The 16,922-nt window shown below is 51.5% G+C and carries 21 protein-coding genes; 2 read left to right on the plus strand and 19 right to left on the minus strand.

Translation table 11 applies throughout. The features are described from left to right. The first annotated feature begins 155 nt into the window (after positions 1–155). Complete coding sequence (locus IC804_RS03430; RefSeq protein WP_008879708.1) at positions 156–1,031, plus strand: DUF1002 domain-containing protein; 876 nt, start codon at positions 156–158, stop codon at positions 1,029–1,031. A gap of 25 nt (positions 1,032–1,056) precedes the next feature. Here the strand turns inward: IC804_RS03430 and lysA are convergent, their stop codons facing one another. Then, positions 1,057–2,376 (minus strand): diaminopimelate decarboxylase, encoded by a 1,320-nt coding sequence (gene lysA, locus IC804_RS03435; protein WP_008879709.1) that lies wholly within the window; start codon positions 2,374–2,376, stop codon positions 1,057–1,059. On the opposite strand from lysA, the gene IC804_RS03440 reads away from it, so the two are divergent. Continuing rightward, positions 2,365–2,580 (plus strand): hypothetical protein, encoded by a 216-nt coding sequence (locus IC804_RS03440; RefSeq protein WP_029761020.1) that lies wholly within the window; start codon positions 2,365–2,367, stop codon positions 2,578–2,580. The two genes, lysA and IC804_RS03440, sit on opposite strands and share 12 nt — an antisense overlap. A gap of 115 nt (positions 2,581–2,695) precedes the next feature. On the opposite strand, the gene IC804_RS03445 is transcribed toward IC804_RS03440, so the two are convergent. The 18 genes from IC804_RS03445 to spoIIM form a co-directional block, all read right to left on the minus strand. Next, entirely contained in the window at positions 2,696–4,174 is a 1,479-nt protein-coding gene (locus IC804_RS03445) for a spore germination protein (protein ID WP_008879710.1), read from the minus strand. Further along, positions 4,122–4,733 (minus strand): stage V sporulation protein SpoVABEA, encoded by a 612-nt coding sequence (locus IC804_RS03450; RefSeq protein ID WP_029761021.1) that lies wholly within the window; start codon positions 4,731–4,733, stop codon positions 4,122–4,124. Before IC804_RS03450 ends, IC804_RS03445 begins: the two co-directional genes overlap by 53 nt. A gap of 5 nt (positions 4,734–4,738) precedes the next feature. Continuing rightward, positions 4,739–5,089 carry a SpoVA/SpoVAEb family sporulation membrane protein gene (locus IC804_RS03455; RefSeq protein ID WP_035499242.1) on the minus strand — a complete coding sequence of 117 codons (351 nt, stop codon included), beginning with the start codon at positions 5,087–5,089 and terminating at the stop codon, positions 4,739–4,741. A gap of 36 nt (positions 5,090–5,125) precedes the next feature. Then, positions 5,126–6,154: a stage V sporulation protein AD gene (gene spoVAD / locus IC804_RS03460; protein WP_008879713.1), complete on the minus strand. Its 1,029-nt coding sequence runs from the start codon at positions 6,152–6,154 to the stop codon at positions 5,126–5,128. A gap of 17 nt (positions 6,155–6,171) precedes the next feature. Continuing rightward, positions 6,172–6,600: a SpoVA/SpoVAEb family sporulation membrane protein gene (locus IC804_RS03465; protein WP_008879714.1), complete on the minus strand. Its 429-nt coding sequence runs from the start codon at positions 6,598–6,600 to the stop codon at positions 6,172–6,174. Between the two features lie 17 nt (positions 6,601–6,617). Continuing rightward, complete coding sequence (locus IC804_RS03470) at positions 6,618–7,049, minus strand: stage V sporulation protein AB (RefSeq protein WP_008879715.1); 432 nt, start codon at positions 7,047–7,049, stop codon at positions 6,618–6,620. Beyond that, entirely contained in the window at positions 7,036–7,659 is a 624-nt protein-coding gene (locus IC804_RS03475) for a stage V sporulation protein AA (protein WP_008879716.1), read from the minus strand. The genes IC804_RS03470 and IC804_RS03475 overlap by 14 nt, the downstream gene beginning before the upstream one ends. Before the next feature lie 258 nt (positions 7,660–7,917). After that, positions 7,918–8,670 (minus strand): RNA polymerase sporulation sigma factor SigF, encoded by a 753-nt coding sequence (gene sigF, locus IC804_RS03480; RefSeq protein WP_008879717.1) that lies wholly within the window; start codon positions 8,668–8,670, stop codon positions 7,918–7,920. A 13-nt stretch (positions 8,671–8,683) separates the two neighbouring features. Next, the gene (gene spoIIAB / locus IC804_RS03485; protein ID WP_008879718.1) at positions 8,684–9,124 is read right to left on the minus strand and encodes an anti-sigma F factor; all 441 of its coding nucleotides are present in this window, start codon (positions 9,122–9,124) and stop codon (positions 8,684–8,686) included. Next, positions 9,125–9,475 carry an anti-sigma F factor antagonist gene (gene spoIIAA, locus IC804_RS03490; protein ID WP_008879719.1) on the minus strand — a complete coding sequence of 117 codons (351 nt, stop codon included), beginning with the start codon at positions 9,473–9,475 and terminating at the stop codon, positions 9,125–9,127. It abuts the gene before it with no gap. A gap of 125 nt (positions 9,476–9,600) precedes the next feature. Continuing rightward, on the minus strand, positions 9,601–10,776 hold the full coding sequence (locus IC804_RS03495; protein ID WP_008879720.1) for a D-alanyl-D-alanine carboxypeptidase family protein: 1,176 nt from the start codon (positions 10,774–10,776) through the stop codon (positions 9,601–9,603). Positions 10,777–10,930: 154 nt separating this feature from the next. Then, a complete protein-coding gene (locus IC804_RS03500; RefSeq protein ID WP_081157338.1) occupies positions 10,931–12,232 on the minus strand; it encodes a pyrimidine-nucleoside phosphorylase in 1,302 nt (433 codons plus the stop codon). Positions 12,233–12,250: 18 nt separating this feature from the next. After that, a complete protein-coding gene (locus tag IC804_RS03505; RefSeq protein WP_008879723.1) occupies positions 12,251–13,072 on the minus strand; it encodes a purine-nucleoside phosphorylase in 822 nt (273 codons plus the stop codon). Positions 13,073–13,114: 42 nt separating this feature from the next. Next, positions 13,115–14,302 (minus strand): phosphopentomutase, encoded by a 1,188-nt coding sequence (deoB, locus tag IC804_RS03510; protein ID WP_081157334.1) that lies wholly within the window; start codon positions 14,300–14,302, stop codon positions 13,115–13,117. Positions 14,303–14,445: 143 nt separating this feature from the next. After that, the gene (gene xerD / locus IC804_RS03515) at positions 14,446–15,342 is read right to left on the minus strand and encodes a site-specific tyrosine recombinase XerD (protein WP_081157333.1); all 897 of its coding nucleotides are present in this window, start codon (positions 15,340–15,342) and stop codon (positions 14,446–14,448) included. Between the two features lie 6 nt (positions 15,343–15,348). Further along, positions 15,349–15,561, minus strand: coding sequence for a YqzK family protein (locus tag IC804_RS03520; RefSeq protein ID WP_008879726.1), 213 nt, complete (start codon positions 15,559–15,561; stop codon positions 15,349–15,351). A gap of 101 nt (positions 15,562–15,662) precedes the next feature. Then, positions 15,663–16,115, minus strand: a complete 453-nt coding sequence (locus IC804_RS03525) for a ferric iron uptake transcriptional regulator (RefSeq protein ID WP_008879727.1) — start codon at positions 16,113–16,115, stop codon at positions 15,663–15,665. Between the two features lie 97 nt (positions 16,116–16,212). Then, positions 16,213–16,875: a stage II sporulation protein M gene (gene spoIIM / locus IC804_RS03530; RefSeq protein ID WP_008879728.1), complete on the minus strand. Its 663-nt coding sequence runs from the start codon at positions 16,873–16,875 to the stop codon at positions 16,213–16,215. Positions 16,876–16,922 lie beyond the last annotated feature (47 nt).

The following is a 16,922-nucleotide window of genomic DNA, read 5'->3' on the forward strand; positions in this document are numbered from 1 at the left end:
TCCACTACCTCGCTGTTTGCCATTTGCTTGGCCTCTCAACCGATGTATTTCTCGATCGCAATGAGCAGCGGAAGGCAGAACGCCGTTTCGATAGAAAAACAGGAGAGCGTACGGTATAATGATAGTGCATTTTTTATGAACAGGAGGCGAACTGCGTGAAACGAACGATCGCTTCATCGCTGCTAGCAGTCATGCTGCTGGCGTTTCCGGCCATGGTGGCGGCCGATGCTGCACCGGGCGACGTCATTGTAACACTCGGGGAAAACTTAACAAACGAACAAAAACAAAAAGTGCTCGAGGAAATGAAAGCGCCGGACGGAGCTCAGACGGTTACCGTCTCAAACGCTGAAGAGCATAAATATTTGGGTGGGCTCATCCCAAAAGCGCAAATTGGTACGCGCGCCATCTCATCGTCAATGATTACGATCGGCGAACCGGGATCCGGACTGAATGTTGAGACGCATAACATCACATGGGTGACGAAAGAAATGTACACGAACGCCTTAATTACCGCTGGAGTGAAAGATGCCGACATTTATGTCACCGCTCCGTTTCCGGTTTCCGGCACCGCCGCGCTGACCGGATTGATGAAGGCATATGAAATTTCATCTGACCAATCCATCCCGGACGATGTGAAAAAAGTAGCGAACGAAGAAATGGTGCAAACAGCGAAACTTGCTGACTCGATCGGTGCGGATAAGGCGGTCGCCTTGGTGGCAAAAGTCAAAGAAGAAATTGCCAACAATCCGCCGAAAACGGACGCCGATTTGCGCGCCTTGATTGAACGAATCGCCAACGACCTTGGCATTACGCTGAGCGAAGACGAAATCAATAGTCTCATTTCCCTCTTCCATAAAATGCAAAATGCGAATATTAACTGGGATCAAGTGAACGACCAACTCAGCAAAGCAAAAGAACGATTATCAGCCTTTTTGCAGTCAGAAGAAGGAAAAACGTTTATCCAAAACATTATCGACATCTTGAAAGAGATTTGGAATGCCATCAAGTCGGCACTCTCCTCGAATCAATAAAAAAACCCGCTTTATGCGGGCTTTTTTATTTTCTCACCTTCGTCTTAAACGGCAAATCATGCTGGATTAAATCTTCATATGTTTCGCGTTTGACAACGAGCTGAGCGTCGCCGTTTTCAACGAAAACGATCGCCGGACGCGGCAGGCGGTTGTAATTGTTCGCCATTGAATAACCGTAAGCGCCGGTGCAAAAAACAGCCAAATAATCGCCCGGCTTCGTCTCGGGCAGCGCAAGATCCCAAATGAGCATATCGCCCGACTCGCAGCATTTCCCAGCGATCGATACGGTTTCTGTTCGCTCACCTAGCACCCGATTGGCAAGCACTGCTTCATATTTTGCCCCGTACAACGCCGGACGGATGTTGTCGCTCATGCCACCATCAACCGCGAGATACGTACGAATGTTTGGCACGTCTTTGCGCGAACCGATCGTATAAATCGTCGTCCCCGCGTCACCAACGAGCGAACGCCCCGGCTCGATCCAAATTTCCGGCAACGGAAGCTGACACGCTTTAGCCTGCTTTTTCACTTCTTCAACAATGCAATCGACGTATGCGGACACCGGAATCGGATCGTCTTCCTCTGTATAGCGGATGCCAAAGCCTCCGCCAAGATTGATGACTGAAGGGATAAATCCATATGCCTTGTTCCATTCCGCCATCTTTGTAAATACTTTTTGTGCGGCAAGCACAAAGCCGGTCGTTTCAAAAATTTGCGAACCGATATGGCAATGAACGCCAAGCAACTGAAACGCCGACGATGCCATAACACGGCGAAACGCCTCATCTGCTTGGCCGTTGTTTAAGTCAAAGCCAAACTTGGAGTCTTCCTGTCCCGTTAAAATATAATCGTGCGTATGCGCCTCGACGCCCGGTGTGACGCGAAGCAACACCGGAACCACTCGACCGGAAGCGGCCGCCAGTTGTTCAATCAACTCCAGTTCGTAAAAGTTGTCGGCAACAATGCAGCCGATGCCATGTTCGAGCGCCATCGCCAGCTCATCCCGACTTTTGTTGTTGCCGTGAAAATGGATGCGCTCTGACGGGAATCCAGCAGCAATCGCCGTATACAGTTCCCCGCCCGACACGACGTCAAGCGACAGCCCTTCCTCAGCGGCGAGCTGCACCATGGCAATCGAGGAAAACGCCTTGCTGGCGTAAGCTACTTGCGCCCGCACACCTTGAAGATGGAATGCTTCCTTAAACGCGCGCGCCCGCGCGCGAATCAACGCAACATCATAAATATAAAGCGGCGTTCCGTACATCTTCGCCAACTCGACCGTATCAACGCCGCCGATTTCCAAATGCCCTTTTTCGTTGACGCGGCTCGTCCCATGAAAAAACATGAAAATCCCTCATTCCTCATCAAAATGGCGCAGAAAAAGCAAAAAGACAGTTCGCAACCGGTAACTGCCTTAAAAAACAAAGCCGCAGAGCGAACGGCTCTGCCGCGCAACAGGCTGTCATACAGCCATGCATCCGGGCGCGCCCAAACGGAGCGGACGACCCGCCAATCCTGCACTTTCAACGGTTTGAAGTATCAAGTATAACTTATCACAATTATGCAAAAGTTGCAATAGCGCCATCACGAGAAAAGCGGCCGTCAATATGTGCCATCGGAAACGACCGCTTAAACCGTGATGGAGAAAATAGACGCGATGGACGTCATGACGGCTGCTTTTGCTGGTCTTGTGGATGGACGATGCTCGGCCGCACTTTCGCTCCAGCGGTCGAACGGCGGACGATAATTTGCATAAATGCCGCCGGATCAAAGGGAATGAACGGCCATAAGTACGGTGTGTTCAGCGAGCGGATGCTGGCTAACCAAAGGAAATAAACGGTCGTACCGATAACGAGCCCAGGCACTTTAAATAAGGCAACCAATATAACAAGCGCTAAGCGGCAAATTTTATTGGCTATACTCAGCTCATAGCTTGGCGTTGCAAATGAGCCGATCGCCGCTACTGCGACGTACAAAATGACTTCCGGCACAAACAACCCAACATCGATGGCGATTTGCCCGATTAGGACGGCAGCGATTAAGCCCATTGCCGTCGACAGCGGCGTCGGTGTATGAATAGCTGCCATCCGCAAGAACTCAATCCCGAAATCAGCGATCAAAATTTGGATGACAACTGGAATGTTTGTCTGTTTGTTTGGACCGATAAACGCCCACGAGTCCGGCAAGAGCGACGGCTCGAGCACAAACAGCATCCAAAGCGGCAGCAAAAACAGCGACGACAAAATGCCTAAAAACCGCACCCAACGGACGAACGTCCCGACCCCTGGTGACTGCCGGTACTCTTCCGCATGCTGGACATGGTGGAAGAACGTTGTCGGTGTAATAATGACGCTCGGCGACGTATCAACCATAATAAGTACATGCCCTTCAAGCAAATGCGTCGCCGCGACGTCCGGCCGCTCCGTGTAGCGGACGAGCGGATACGGGTTATACCCTTGCTTGACTAAAAATTCCTCTACCGTTTTGTCGCCCATCGTCAACCCATCAATATTAATCTGTTTCAATTCGTTTTTGACGAGCTCAACAAGCCCTGGGTCGGCGACATCTTGAATATACGCGATGCATATATCGGTTTTCGACCGTTCGCCAACTTGCAAAATTTCAAAGCGAAGCCGTTCATCGCGAATGCGGCGCCGCGTCAATGCTGTATTGACGATAATGTTTTCAACATACCCGTCACGGGCGCCGCGCACGACTTTTTCCGTGTCCGGCTCTTGCGGCTGGCGGCCTGGATAGCTGCGGACGTCAACAGCAAATCCAGTTGATTCTCCTTCAATGAAGATGATGATCAATCCAGACAGCAGCTGATCGACTGCTTCATCAAGACTCGTCACCGGGCTCACTTGCTGATGGACGAGCCGGTTCTCGATAATTTGCCGCGCTTGGGCGGCTTGGCGCTCATCGTCGTTGACGCGCACGATTTGTTTTAACAATTCAATAATGTATTGCGTGTCACATAAACCGTTGCAGTAATAAATATGTACCTCCCGGTTTAGCACATGAATTTTTCGCACGCCCAAGTCAAAGCTTGTGCCGACACCGATTCGGTTTTGCAAAAACTTGGCGTTATCAACGAGTTTCTCCGCGATCGGCACTTTTCCCTTCTTCTCTTTTTCCGGCATAGCCACCACTCCTTTCCAGAATCAACTCGACCGCCTTGCGCGTAATGGGCGCTCCGTTTTTCGCATTGTCGCGATACCCCATTTTGCCGATATCGCCGATGCCGACGACAAGCGGAATATTCAGTTGGTCAAGACAGTAGACGGTATCGCCGTTAATCCGCCCGACATCGAGATCGCGAATGCCTTCTTTATCGACCCCGTATTCCGTAATCAAGCCGTCGCGGTCGATGCTGACGTGCACTTTTGTCCATTCGCGCCGGTGCGTATTGGAAGCGACCGCCAGCGCCCCAAGCACCTCGATTTGCTCGTGCGTCGCTACGTAGCGGAGCGCCTCTTCTCCGGCTCCCTCTCCGATGGCGCCGCAATCATCAAACATAACAAACACCGGATCATGCGGCGTTTTCAAAATGAGTTCCACGAGCTGTTCGCCGCTTAGTTTCGTCGGATTTCCTTGCGAACACGAGATGCAGCGACCGCCGAGATCGGCAGCCACCCGCTCGATCGCTTGGCAGGCGAATTCATCCCCATCTGTCACTAAAATCACCCGTCGTTTTTTCATGATCTCTACCCTTTCGGTTTGCAAATGAGCGAGGCGAAAAACGAGCCAGCCACGATAAAGGCGAACAGAGCACCGGCAAAGCGGAACACTGCCGCTCCGGTTTCGACTAAGCCGTCCGGCCGCGGTTCAACCATCACGCCTTTCGCCAAAAAATAGCCAAATCCGCTTAGCGGCATCGTTGCCCCGGCGCCAGCCCAAGCAACAAACCGGTCGTATACGCCGCTAAACCCAAGAAGAACGCCTAGAATGACAAAGGCGCTGGCGACGTCCGCCGGCGTCCATTTGCCGCGGTCGAGAGCAAGCTGGGCGAGGGCGCATAGCAGCCCACCGGCCAAAAAAGCACGGACGTATTCCATCATTGCATTCCCCCTTGACCAGACCTGAAAGCCCCGTTATGGAAGCGAATCCGGCTCTTGTTTGGCCGCTTCAATGACGACGCCGTGGGCGACGGCCGGAATCGACTGTTTTTGCTGCACCATCGTTTGGCTAAGGAGCGCTCCGGTGGCAACGACAAACAGACGGTGAAACGTGCCACGATCAAGCTCGTGAAACAAATAGCCGTACGTGACGACTGCAGAACAGGCACAGCCGCTGCCGCCGGCAAACACTTTTTGATCGGGGCGGTAAATCATCAGTCCACAGTCGTTATAGACATCGCTAATATCATAGCCCGATTCGGCGAGCAGCTCGCGGACGATGACGCTACCGACGCGCGATAGGTCGCCGGTGACAATCAAGTCATAATCGCTTGGTGATGTACCTAAATCGCGGAAATGCTGCTCGATCGTATCCGCTGCCGCTGGAGCCATCGCCGCCCCCATATCGAGCGGATTCGTGAGCCCTGCATCGATGACTTTGCCGATCGTCGCCGCCCGGATGCGCCAGCGCCCTGGGGTGCGGCCAACGAGCGCGGCGCCAGCGCCCGTGACGGTAAATGTCGCCGTTTTCGGCTTTTGCACGCCAAGTTCAGTCGGATAACGAAACTGCCGTTCCGCAGTCGCGTTATGGCTGCTCGTCGCCACAAGCGCCGTATCGGCGAGCCCACCAGCAACAAAAGCGGCGGCTGCCGCCAGCGTCTGCATCGAGGTAGAACAGGCGCCGAACAAGCATAAAAACGGAATGGGCAGCTCGCGCGCAACATAGTTGGACGTCGCATTTTGGTTCAATAAATCGCCGGCTAAAAACAAATCAACATCGTGGGCAGAAACGCCGGCCTTTTGCAGACAACGTGCCACCGCCTCGCTCATCAACCGCCGCTCGGCCAACTCCCACGTCTCTTCCCCGCAATATAAGTCGCGATGCCAAATGTCAAAATAGCCACCAAGCGGGCCATCGGCCTCAAGCGGACCGACAGCGGTGGCAGCAGCTCTAATATAAATGTCCTCATCAAACACCCACGTCTGTTTTCCGACACGCTTCATGTCCTTCCCTCTTTTCGTCATGGCCAAAAGAGGCCGAGCACATAGGCAACAATGATGCCGTAAAGAATCGTTGCCCCGCCGGCTTTCAACATCTGCCCAGCCACCCCGGCCGTCCATCCTTCGCTCCGATGCTCGATCGCCGCGCTGGCGAGGGCGTTGGCCAGTCCCGTCATGAGCATCATCGCCCCCGCACCGGCAAACTGGCTGAAATCGTCATATTTTCCGGCAGCCGTCAACACGATCGCCAACCCGGACATCACCGTCACCGCCCATAGTTGAGCGGCAAACGGCGAAACAGCAAACAGGCGGCTATGCCACTCAGCAAGCCATTGCGCCAACGTGCAAAGCGCTCCGCCGACAAGAAACGCCTTGATCGCGTTGGCGGCGTATGGGGGAGAAGGCTGAAACGCCTTCACTTCACGGAGGTAATTCGCCTTTAATCCCACGTTTTCTCCCCCCTTTTTCAATGAAAGTAATCGACAAAATAAACCCAATGGAATAATGAACCTGCCACTTTTCCGAAGGCGAGCGCCATCAATAAAATGACAATTTTATCATCAACACCAATGCGCTTCGCTAAAATCGGCCAAACGTTCAATACTTCCGTCAGTGCCGCAGCGAGCATCCCGATAAATATGCCATGTAGCAATCCGATCGGCGCCAGCCAATACTTCGACAACTGCCAGACAGGATGACGCAAACTTATCCAGCCGCCGACGATGGCACCAGCAATGGCGCTCCACTCATACGCGTGGATGCGCTTGACCGTTTTCGTTAGCTGCGTCAGACGCGGAATGACGCCAAGCACGACTAAAAAAGCGACAAATCCCGTTCCAACCGCCAGCCCTCCAGCGAAGCCGACGAACACTACCAGCAAAATCTCAAGCGTCGTCAAGCTGTCTCATACTTTCTTTGTTTTCATGCAAAATGACGTATTGATCAATGGCTTGCTGGTAGTTGAACATTTCGACTTCAAGAGGGCTAGGCTCTTCATTAATCCGCTTGCGGAACCAATGGTTGAAAAATAACACCATTCCAATGCCAAGCCCGAACGAATACGGAATTTGCAAAAGCAACGGTTTGTCGACCGATTGGCCGGTCATGACTTCATACAGATAGCGATGCACTTTTTGCATGCTCACATCTTCGTGAAAGTTCATAATGGCCATCGCTGAACCAACAAACAAAAGAAGCCAAACAAGAATAAAAGCAACCGTCGAAAACCGCCGTTTTTCATACAAGACTTCCACGATCGTCTGCGACGGGCCGACCATCTGCACATCGAGCGAATCGTCGACATCGAGGACAGCACGAACGACTTGCATCATATCGATAATGACGATATTTTTATCGCTCGGTTGAACGCGATAGAGTGGAATCGCCTTCAACCGCCGAATGAGCCCGCCATCTGTCGCGGCAATTTGTGCCACCTGCCCCAAGGTGACGAGCGCCTCCGGTTTCACTTGCACACGATGGCGCAGTTTAATAAACACGGTATTTGCCATCTGTCCCACACCTTTATCCCCATTTTGTTTTTCTTTAGTTTGTTTGGATGAAAAAAGGATCATGCAGCTTGCTGACATTCACCATCGATTTCATAAAAATAGAAAAGAATGGGCCTCACAATACCCATTCTTTTAAAAAAATGTTTTCAGTTGTTCCGTGACGCGAAAAAGCGGGCTATCTGCCCGCTTTTTCCCGCCTAGGTGCGGAAAAATGGACTACCCATCCACTTTTTCCCGCGCACATGCGTAAAAAATGGACTACCCATCCATTTTTTCCTTTATGTGCTGCAATATTTTCTTTTCCAGCCGGGATACTTGCACTTGAGAGATGCCGAGTCTTGCTGCCACTTCGGACTGGGTTTGGTCTTTGTAATAACGCAAATAGACGATGAGCCTTTCGCGCTCATCGAGCTCTTCAATCGCTTTTTTTAAGGCAATTTTCTCAAACCATGACGCCTCGTCAGCATCGGCGATTTGATCGAGCAGCGTGATCGGATCGCCGTCGTTTTCATACACTGTTTCATGGATCGACGCCGGCGAGCGAACCGCCTCTTGGGCGAGAACGACTTCTTCCGGCGAAACACCCAAATGGTCGGCGATTTCGGTGATCGTCGGGGCCCGCCCGCGCGTCTTGGACAGTTCGTCCTTCGCTTTGCGGATTTTATTGCCCATCTCTTTCAGCGAGCGGCTGACTTTCACCGTGCCGTCATCGCGGAGAAATCGCTGAATCTCCCCGATGATCATCGGCACGGCGTACGTCGAAAACTTGACGTCATACGATAAGTCAAACTTATCGACTGATTTTAACAAGCCGATGCAGCCGATTTGGAACAAATCATCCGCTTCATAGCCACGATTTAAGAAACGCTGGACGACCGACCAGACGAGGCGCATATTTTTTTCAATAATTTCATCGCGGGCTTCTTGGTCGCCTTCCTGACTGCGGCGGATCAGCTCCTTCATCTCCTGGTCTTTGATTGGCGACTGATCTTGCTTGACATCGACATCCATAGGCATGTCTCCCTTAGTTACATAACGCTTTGCTTTTGGCAATATGCTTTTTCAAATAAACGGTCGTCCCTTTGTTCACTTCCGACTCGACAACGACTTCATCCATGAAGTTTTCCATAATGGTAAAGCCCATCCCTGACCGTTCGAGCTCCGGCTTTGTTGTAAACAGCGGCTGGCGTGCCTCGTCGATGTTAGCGATGCCGACTCCTTCGTCTCTCACCGTCAAGTGGACGATACCGTCTTCAATGACGACGGAAATGAAGACGATGCCGTTCGGGTCGTTGTTGTAGCCGTGAATGATAGCGTTTGTCACCGCCTCCGAGACGACCGTTTTAATTTCCGTCAGCTCATCTATCGTCGGGTCGAGCTGGGCGACAAACGCCGCCACCGTCACACGGGCAAACGACTCGTTTTCGCTGCGGGCGGAAAATTGGAGGTGCATTTCATTGCGCATTTATGCCACCCCCAGTGCCTGCAAAGCAAATTGTTCATCTGCTTCAAAGCGGATGATTTTAAACAGCCCTGACATGTCAAACAGACGCTTGACCGTCGGTGACACAGCGCAAACGACCATTTGCCCGCCGACGTTTTTAATTTGTTTATAGCGCCCCAAAATGACGCCGAGACCGGAACTGTCCATAAATGTCAATTGCCCTAAATTAAGTACAATATGGCGCACAGTCCGGTTTTCAAGCACGTCCGTCACTTTCTCGCGCAATTCCTCCGCTGTATGGTGGTCAAGCTCTCCAGAGAGGCGAACGATGAGCACGTCTTGCTTCACTTCCAAGTTGATCGCGAGACTCACAGCGCGTTCCTCCTTGTCCATTTCAGGATACGGAGAAGTTTCGCTGTCGCCCTCCGGAAATCCTGCCGCCCGACAAAACTAGTGGCCGTTCGCCAAAGAGAGTGAAAAGATCACAAAAATTGACATTACCCAGCCTGAACGAAACGGCCGAACACTCGCTTAAACAAATCCCAAAAGCTGGCCTCTGCCACCGTTTGTTTGGCAACAAGCGGGCTGCGCAAAATCTCTTTTCCATCCTGCTTCAAAATAAGGACGCCAAGCTCATCGCCTTTTCGAACCGGCGCTTTCACGCCATCTTTCACTTTAACCACTTTCTCGATTTGCTCGACTGACTGCCCTTTTTTCGTCAGCACCGACACCGGCTCCGACGTTACGGCTGCGACCGACTTTTGTTTCCCCTTGCTGACATCGACACGGGCGACTGTTTCATTGCGCTTGTATACCGGATGGGCTTGATAGTGATGAAACGCGTAATCGAGCATTTTGGTAATTTGCGCGTTGCGCGATTTTGGTGTCGGCGCTCCAAACACAACGGCAATGACGCGCATGCCGTTCTTTTTCGCCGTCGCCGTCAAACAATATCCTGCTTCGCTTGTAAAGCCGGTTTTCAGCCCGTCAACGCCTGGATAAAACTTGACAAGCCGGTTAGTATTCACAAGCCAAAACTTTTTATCGGTGTTTTCGCGCAAATAGTCTTCGTACTTGCTTGTATATTTTGTAATTCCCTCGTATTTCAACAGTTCGCGCGCCATGATGGCCATGTCATAGGCGCTGCTGTAATGCCCTTCAGCCGGCAGGCCGGTCGTATTGGCGAATTTCGTTTCCTTTAAACCAAGTTCTTTCGCCTTTTCGTTCATCATTTCAACAAACGCTTCTTCCGATCCGGCAATCCGCTCAGCCATGGCGACAGAAGCGTCATTCGCTGAACCGATGGCGATGGCACGCAGCAATTCATCAACCGTCATTTCCTCGCCTGGCTCGAGAAAAATTTGCGATCCGCCCATCGAAGCAGCGTATTCGCTTGTCCGTACTTTCTCATCGTAGGAGAGCTTTCCTTCGTCGATCGCCTCCATGATCAACAACATCGTCATAATTTTTGTCATGCTCGCCGGCGGCAGTTTTTCATGAGGATTTTTTTCATATAGAACCTTGCCGGTGTCGCGTTCAATCAAGATGGCCGACTTCGCCTCATCAGCCAACTCAGTCTTTGTCCCCTTTGTTTCTTTCTCCTCAGCATATACAGAAAGGGGAAGGAAAAGAAGAAGCGGCAATAAAAGCAGACGGATGACTGTCGTTTTCATCTCCCAAACCTCCATTCTTTATACATGCCATTTTTTCCAATGGAGATATTTTTATACAAATGAACCAAAATAAAAAACGCTCGAAACGAATGTTTCGAGCGTTTTTCCTTGAACAACGCCTTCTTTAATTTGTACATCAGCCACGGTCTTGTCTTTATACAATCGTCTCATAAATGAGCGGCGGCGGAGCGACTGGCTGCGGTGAGATCCGAATGGCAGTTGCAAGTTTTTCTTCCACTGTGCGCACATCTTGCCGGTTGCTGTGGATGGTAGCAAGCGCCTCCCCTTTCCGCACACGGTCGCCAACCTTCTTATGGAGCACGATTCCGACCGCCAAGTCAATCTCGTCCTCTTTTTTTGCTCGTCCGGCACCAAGCCACATGGCAGCAGTACCGATTTCATCTGCAACAATCTCAGCAACATAACCGTCCTCGCTAGCTGCAACGTCAAACGTATACGCTGCTTGCGGCAGTTTGTCCGGGTCATCGACGACCGACGGATCGCCACCTTGGGCCGCCAAAAACGTTTTGAACGCTGCGATGGCGGATCCATCATGCATCGCCTCTTCAAGCAGGCGGCGCGCCTCATCAAGCGACGACACCTTCTTCGCCAAGTAAACCATATGGCTGCCAAGCGTCAAACAAAGTTCTGTCAAATCGCGCGGGCCGTTTCCTTTCAGCGTAGCGATCGCCTCTTTCACTTCCAAAGCGTTGCCGACCGCATAGCCGAGCGGCTGGCTCATATCGGAAATAACGGCCATCGTCTGTCGGCCAACACGCTTGCCGATATCGACCATCGCCCGGGCCAGTTCGCGTGCCCTGTCGAGTTCCTTCATAAACGCCCCGGCGCCGGTTTTCACATCTAAGACGATGGCATCAGCCCCGGCAGCGATTTTTTTGCTCATGATTGAGGAAGCGATAAGCGGAATGCTGTTGACAGTCGCTGTCACGTCGCGGAGCGCATACAGCTTTTTGTCAGCTGGTGTCAAGTCGCCAGTTTGGCCAATAATGGCGATCTTATTCTCATTGACGAGCCGGAGAAATTCATCTTTGCTGATTTCTACGTGAAATCCAGGCACGGACTCGAGCTTGTCAATCGTTCCGCCCGTATGACCGAGGCCGCGCCCAGACATTTTCGCCACCGGCACGCCAACGGAGGCGACAAGCGGGCCTAAAACGAGCGTCGTCGTATCGCCGACCCCGCCTGTTGAATGTTTGTCAACTTTCATGCCACGAATGCCTGACAAATCGATGACTTCGCCGGAGTGCACCATGGCCATCGTCAACACCGCCGTTTCTTCGTCCGTCATGCCGCGAAAATATACCGCCATCGCCAGTGCGCTCATTTGGTAATCTGGAATGTCTCCGTTTGTATAACCGCGGATGATCCATTCAATTTCTTCTTTCGTCAGCGCCTGCCCATCTCGTTTTTTGGCAATCAAATCGACCATTCTCATCCCGATCACCTTTTCTCCTTATTTCGCCAGCTCGGCGACAACCGCTTTAATAAGCCGCAAAAAGTCGGCTTTCACCCGTTCGGCTGTTTCGACGACTTCGTCATGATGAAGCGGGGCGTCGGTCATACCGGCCGCTAGATTGGAAATGCACGAAATGCCAAGCACTTCGATGCCGGCATGGCGAGCAACAATGACTTCCGGAACGGTGGACATGCCAACCGCATCACCGCCAAGCACACGGATCATACGAATTTCCGCCGGCGTTTCGTACGAAGGCCCCGTGTTGGCGACGTACACTCCTTCACGCACACAAACGCCGAGCTTTGCCGCCGCTTCCTTGGCGAGCTGACGCAGGCGTCGGCTGTACGCTTCGGTCATGTCCGGAAAACGAGGGCCGATCTCCGGGTCGTTCGGACCGATGAGCGGGTTCGTACCAAGCAAATTGATATGATCGGAAATAATCATCAAATCGCCAGGGCGAAACTGTTCATTCACACCGCCGGCAGCGTTTGTCACGATCAATTGGCGGATGCCAAGCTCCTTCATCACCTGAACAGGGAACGTCACTTCGCGAAGTGAGTATCCTTCATAATAATGAAACCGTCCTTGCATAGCGACGACTGTCGCCCCTTCAAGCTGGCCATACACGAGCCGACCGGCGTGCCCTTCAACTGTTGACACTGGAAATCCAGGAATATCTTCATACGGAATGCGAATCGCCTCTTCGATTTCATCGGCGAGCACACCGAGCCCCGAACCGAGAATCAAGCCAATGACGGGCGGAGCCGGCATACGCTGGCGCAAATAATCAGCTGCTTTTTTAATCGCTTGTCGATCCATTCCTTTTCCCCCTCACAACATGTTCTCATCATAGACGGCTGTTCACTGCTGCGCCAATTCCGCTAAAAAGCTTGTTCCGTAGGGCGGCATATGGACGCGGAAATTATCGGCGATCGTTGCCCCGACATCGGCGAATGTCTCGCGGATCGGGAGAGGCTTTCCACCTTGAAAACGCGGACTGTACACTAAAAGCGGCACATATTCGCGCGTATGGTCCGTCCCGTGGTGCACCGGATCGTTGCCGTGATCAGCCGTGATGATCAGCAAATCATCCGTTGTCAACCGCGGCAGCACCTCAGCGAGCCGTGCGTCAAACTCTTCAAGCGCATCGCCGTATCCTTGCGGGTCGCGGCGATGGCCGTACTTAGCGTCAAAGTCAACAAGATTGACGAAGCTGAGCCCGGTAAAGTCCATGCTGAGCGTGTCGATGAGCTTATCCATGCCGTCCATATTCGACACCGTCCGCAACGACTGCGTCACCCCTTCATTATCGTAAATATCGGCGATTTTTCCAATGGCGATGACATCATACCCGGCGTCTTTCAGCTCGTTCATCACCGTGCGGCCGAACGGCTTGAGCGCATAGTCGTGCCGGTTTGGCGTCCGCTCAAAGCGGCCCGGCATTCCGACAAACGGCCGGGCGATGACGCGTCCAACCATGTACGGCTCATCGCGCGTCAGCTCGCGGGCGATTTCACAAATACGATACAGCTCATCAAGTGGCACGACCTCTTCATGGGCAGCGATTTGCAAGACGGAGTCAGCTGATGTATAGACGATGAGCGCCCCCGTTTTCATATGTTCCTCGCCCAACTCTTCGATGATCGCCGTCCCACTCGCTGGTTTGTTGCCAATCACTTTCCGTCCCGTACGCCGTTCGAGTTCGGCGATCAGTTCGTCTGGAAACCCGTCTGGGAAAACGCGGAACGGCTTGTCGATGCGAAGGCCCATCAGCTCCCAATGGCCGGTCATCGTGTCTTTGCCGGCGGATGCCTCTTTCATTTTTGTATAATAAGCGAGCGGATGATCGACTTTCGGCACCCCTTGAATCTCGCGAATATGACTGAGTCCAAGCTTTGCCATATTCGGCATGTGCAAGCCGCCGCGATGTTCGGCAATATGGCCGAGCGTGTCCGCCCCTTTATCGTTATATTTCTCAGCATCAGGCGCTTCACCAATGCCGACCGAATCGAGCACAATTAAAAATACGCGCCGATATGTTGTGTTCACAATTCATTCCTCCCGCCTGCAGTGAAAATAGATTCTCTTCCTATCGTTCCCATATTTCCGGTAAAACACGCCCTTATTGTATTGGTCAGAAGTCTGACAACTAGATCAATAGAAGTGTGCCTAGCATCAGCGGTGCGCCGTGACTAGGCACGAGGATGATACTGTTTATACACGTCTTTCAGGCGCGTTTTCGTTACGTGCGTATACATCTGCGTCGTCGAAATATCAGCGTGCCCAAGCAGTTCTTGGACAGCGCGCAAATCGGCTCCGTTCTCAAGCAGATGAGTCGCAAATGAATGACGGAGCGTGTGAGGCGTCAACTCTTTTTCAATGCCCGCTTCTTTGGAAAGACGTTTTAAAATTTTCCAAAACCCTTGTCGCGTCAGGCGCTGGCCGTAATGGTTCAAAAACAATGCCTCCGTTGCCCGCTTGCGCGGATTTACAAGCTGCGGGCGCCCATACTCCAAATAGCGGGCAAGTGCTTCAAGCGCCATCCGTCCGATCGGGACAATCCGCTCTTTCCGCCCTTTCCCATAGCAGCGGACAAACCCCATTGTCAAATGCACGTCACCTAAGTTGAGCTGTACAAGCTCGCTGACGCGCATGCCGGTCGCATATAGCAGCTCAAGCATCGCCTTGTCACGCAAGCCGAACGGCGTATTCGTCTGTGGCGCCGCCAGGAGCGCTTCGACTTCTTCGACGGACAGCACTTTTGGCAGCGTCCGCTCAAACTGCGGCGTTTCGATATGGACCGTCGGGTCTTGCGCCGCCATTTTCTCCCGCAGCAAAAACTGATGAAACGAACGAATCGACGCCAAATGTCGAGCAATCGTCCTTGCTGACTGCCCTTGCTCGCTTAAAAACTTTAAAAAATGAAGAATATGCAGACGCTCGACTTCGCCCCACGCCTCAAGCTGCTCGACCTCGCGCAAGTAGTGGACATATTTCTTTAAATCCCGTTCATACGAAATAATCGTATTGTGCGCCAAGTTCCGCTCTACCGTCAAATAATGCAAGAAATCCTTTAATTCATGTTCCAATGTTCTCTACTCCCCATCGCGATAAAAAAATAATAGCCGGTTGAGCCAGTCCGGAGGCGTGTGTTCGATCGTCGATACTTTCACCGCCGATCCTTCCGGTTCATCGTATCGGTGATAATACTCGTACTCGCGATTAAACCATACAAGACTATAATAAAATAAAATGGTGCATCCCGTAAACAAAAGAAATACTTTCACCATTTGCCAAACTGTTTTCATGGCACCCTCCCCATCGGCTGCTTGCCCATTTGCTAGTATGAGGATATGCCATTTGTTTCCCTATTTATACGCAAAAAAACCTTTCCCGTTGGAAAAGGTTTTTACTTTTCTTCATGTTTTTGCTGGCAGCGGTGGCAAATGCCGTGAAACGTCAAGCGGTGATCTTTAATTTTAAACTTCCATTCCCGTTCAACAATCGCTTCGACGTCCTCAAGCAAATCTTCTTCAATTTCCGCCACCGATCCGCACTCGAGGCAGACAAGATGGTGATGGAAATGCGCCGCCCCTTCTTTGCGAAGGTCATAGCGCGATACCCCGTCCCCGAAATTGATTTTATCAACGATTTTCAGCTCGGTTAGCAGTTCAAGCGTCCGATAAACGGTCGCCAGCCCGATCTCTGGAGATTTTTCTTTTACGAGGAGGTAGACGTCTTCAGCGCTTAAATGGTCTTCTTCATGTTCAAGCAGGACTCTTACCGTCGCTTCCCGCTGCGGCGTCAGCTTGTAGCCGGCCGAGTGCAGCTGCTTCTTAATTCGTTCCACACGATCTTCCATTTTTTCATTCCTCCCTCGCCATTCACCTCCCATTATAGCAAATGTATAAGGTAAGTATCAAAGTAAAATGACTATTATAAGATAAAAATAATGATTATTATATAATAATATTTATTAAATTAACCACCCATTTGACCGTCTGTTTCATCAATACCGGTGAGAGGTACGCTTCCACCACCGAGGAAACGAGCAACCCTGCAGCGATCGCCACCATCGCTGCCGCATAGCGCATGATCATCGGGAATACCGGCTCGTGCGGCCGCTTCATAAACTGGTTGCGCACCATTTGCAAGGAAAACGAAATCGAAATCACACCCATTACAATCATGAGCGGAATGACGATCAAGTTTTGCGGCATGACAGATACAAACGACAATAAAAATCCTTGCCAGCTCATTTGGTTGACCAAAAAGCCGACCGTGAAGCCGACGACAATCCCTTTTAAGAACAGTAAAATAAAAATGATTGGCAGGCCGATGACGGAAATGCCAAGCACCCACATGAGGGCAATGTATTTGACGTTATGCATATAGCTTTGACGGAACATATCATGGGCGCTTGCCAAATTGTCTTTCGATACTTGTCCAAAAAATTGCGTCAAGTAATAGTACAAGTCTTGCTTTTGGCTAAATCCGAGGCTGTTGACGACAATGGCCCCAAAAATCACACCCATTAAAAATAGGACGATAACAAATACGTATAGTGAGGCGTGTTCGCGCAAATGAACGGCGATGGCCGATTTCAACGGATGGGTTCTCATCGTACTTCGTCCTCCTATTTGGCTCTTAGTAGATTGTATGTCCATCC

It is taken from the genome of Geobacillus sp. 47C-IIb (genome assembly GCF_014679705.1).
Classification (GTDB): domain Bacteria; phylum Bacillota; class Bacilli; order Bacillales; family Anoxybacillaceae; genus Geobacillus; species Geobacillus thermodenitrificans.

What these genes read in the sequence shown, in the direction of transcription:
- IC804_RS03475 (WP_008879716.1), bottom strand. Translation starts at nt 7,659, where the DNA reads ATGGCAAATACCGTGTTTATTAAACTGCGCCATCGTGTGCAAGTGAAA.
- IC804_RS03495 (WP_008879720.1), bottom strand. Translation starts at nt 10,776, where the DNA reads ATGAAAACGACAGTCATCCGTCTGCTTTTATTGCCGCTTCTTCTTTTC.
- IC804_RS03520 (WP_008879726.1), bottom strand. Translation starts at nt 15,561, where the DNA reads ATGAAAACAGTTTGGCAAATGGTGAAAGTATTTCTTTTGTTTACGGGA.
- IC804_RS03455 (WP_035499242.1), bottom strand. Translation starts at nt 5,089, where the DNA reads ATGGAATACGTCCGTGCTTTTTTGGCCGGTGGGCTGCTATGCGCCCTC.
- IC804_RS03445 (WP_008879710.1), bottom strand. Translation starts at nt 4,174, where the DNA reads ATGCCGGAAAAAGAGAAGAAGGGAAAAGTGCCGATCGCGGAGAAACTC.
- IC804_RS03500 (WP_081157338.1), bottom strand. Translation starts at nt 12,232, where the DNA reads ATGAGAATGGTCGATTTGATTGCCAAAAAACGAGATGGGCAGGCGCTG.
- IC804_RS03450 (WP_029761021.1), bottom strand. Translation starts at nt 4,733, where the DNA reads ATGAAAAAACGACGGGTGATTTTAGTGACAGATGGGGATGAATTCGCC.
- IC804_RS03440 (WP_029761020.1), top strand. Translation starts at nt 2,365, where the DNA reads ATGAAAAAACATGAAAATCCCTCATTCCTCATCAAAATGGCGCAGAAA.
- spoIIAB (WP_008879718.1), bottom strand. Translation starts at nt 9,124, where the DNA reads ATGCGCAATGAAATGCACCTCCAATTTTCCGCCCGCAGCGAAAACGAG.
- spoVAD (WP_008879713.1), bottom strand. Translation starts at nt 6,154, where the DNA reads ATGAAGCGTGTCGGAAAACAGACGTGGGTGTTTGATGAGGACATTTAT.
- spoIIM (WP_008879728.1), bottom strand. Translation starts at nt 16,875, where the DNA reads ATGAGAACCCATCCGTTGAAATCGGCCATCGCCGTTCATTTGCGCGAA.
- lysA (WP_008879709.1), bottom strand. Translation starts at nt 2,376, where the DNA reads ATGTTTTTTCATGGGACGAGCCGCGTCAACGAAAAAGGGCATTTGGAA.
- sigF (WP_008879717.1), bottom strand. Translation starts at nt 8,670, where the DNA reads ATGGATGTCGATGTCAAGCAAGATCAGTCGCCAATCAAAGACCAGGAG.
- IC804_RS03525 (WP_008879727.1), bottom strand. Translation starts at nt 16,115, where the DNA reads ATGGAAGATCGTGTGGAACGAATTAAGAAGCAGCTGCACTCGGCCGGC.
- IC804_RS03505 (WP_008879723.1), bottom strand. Translation starts at nt 13,072, where the DNA reads ATGGATCGACAAGCGATTAAAAAAGCAGCTGATTATTTGCGCCAGCGT.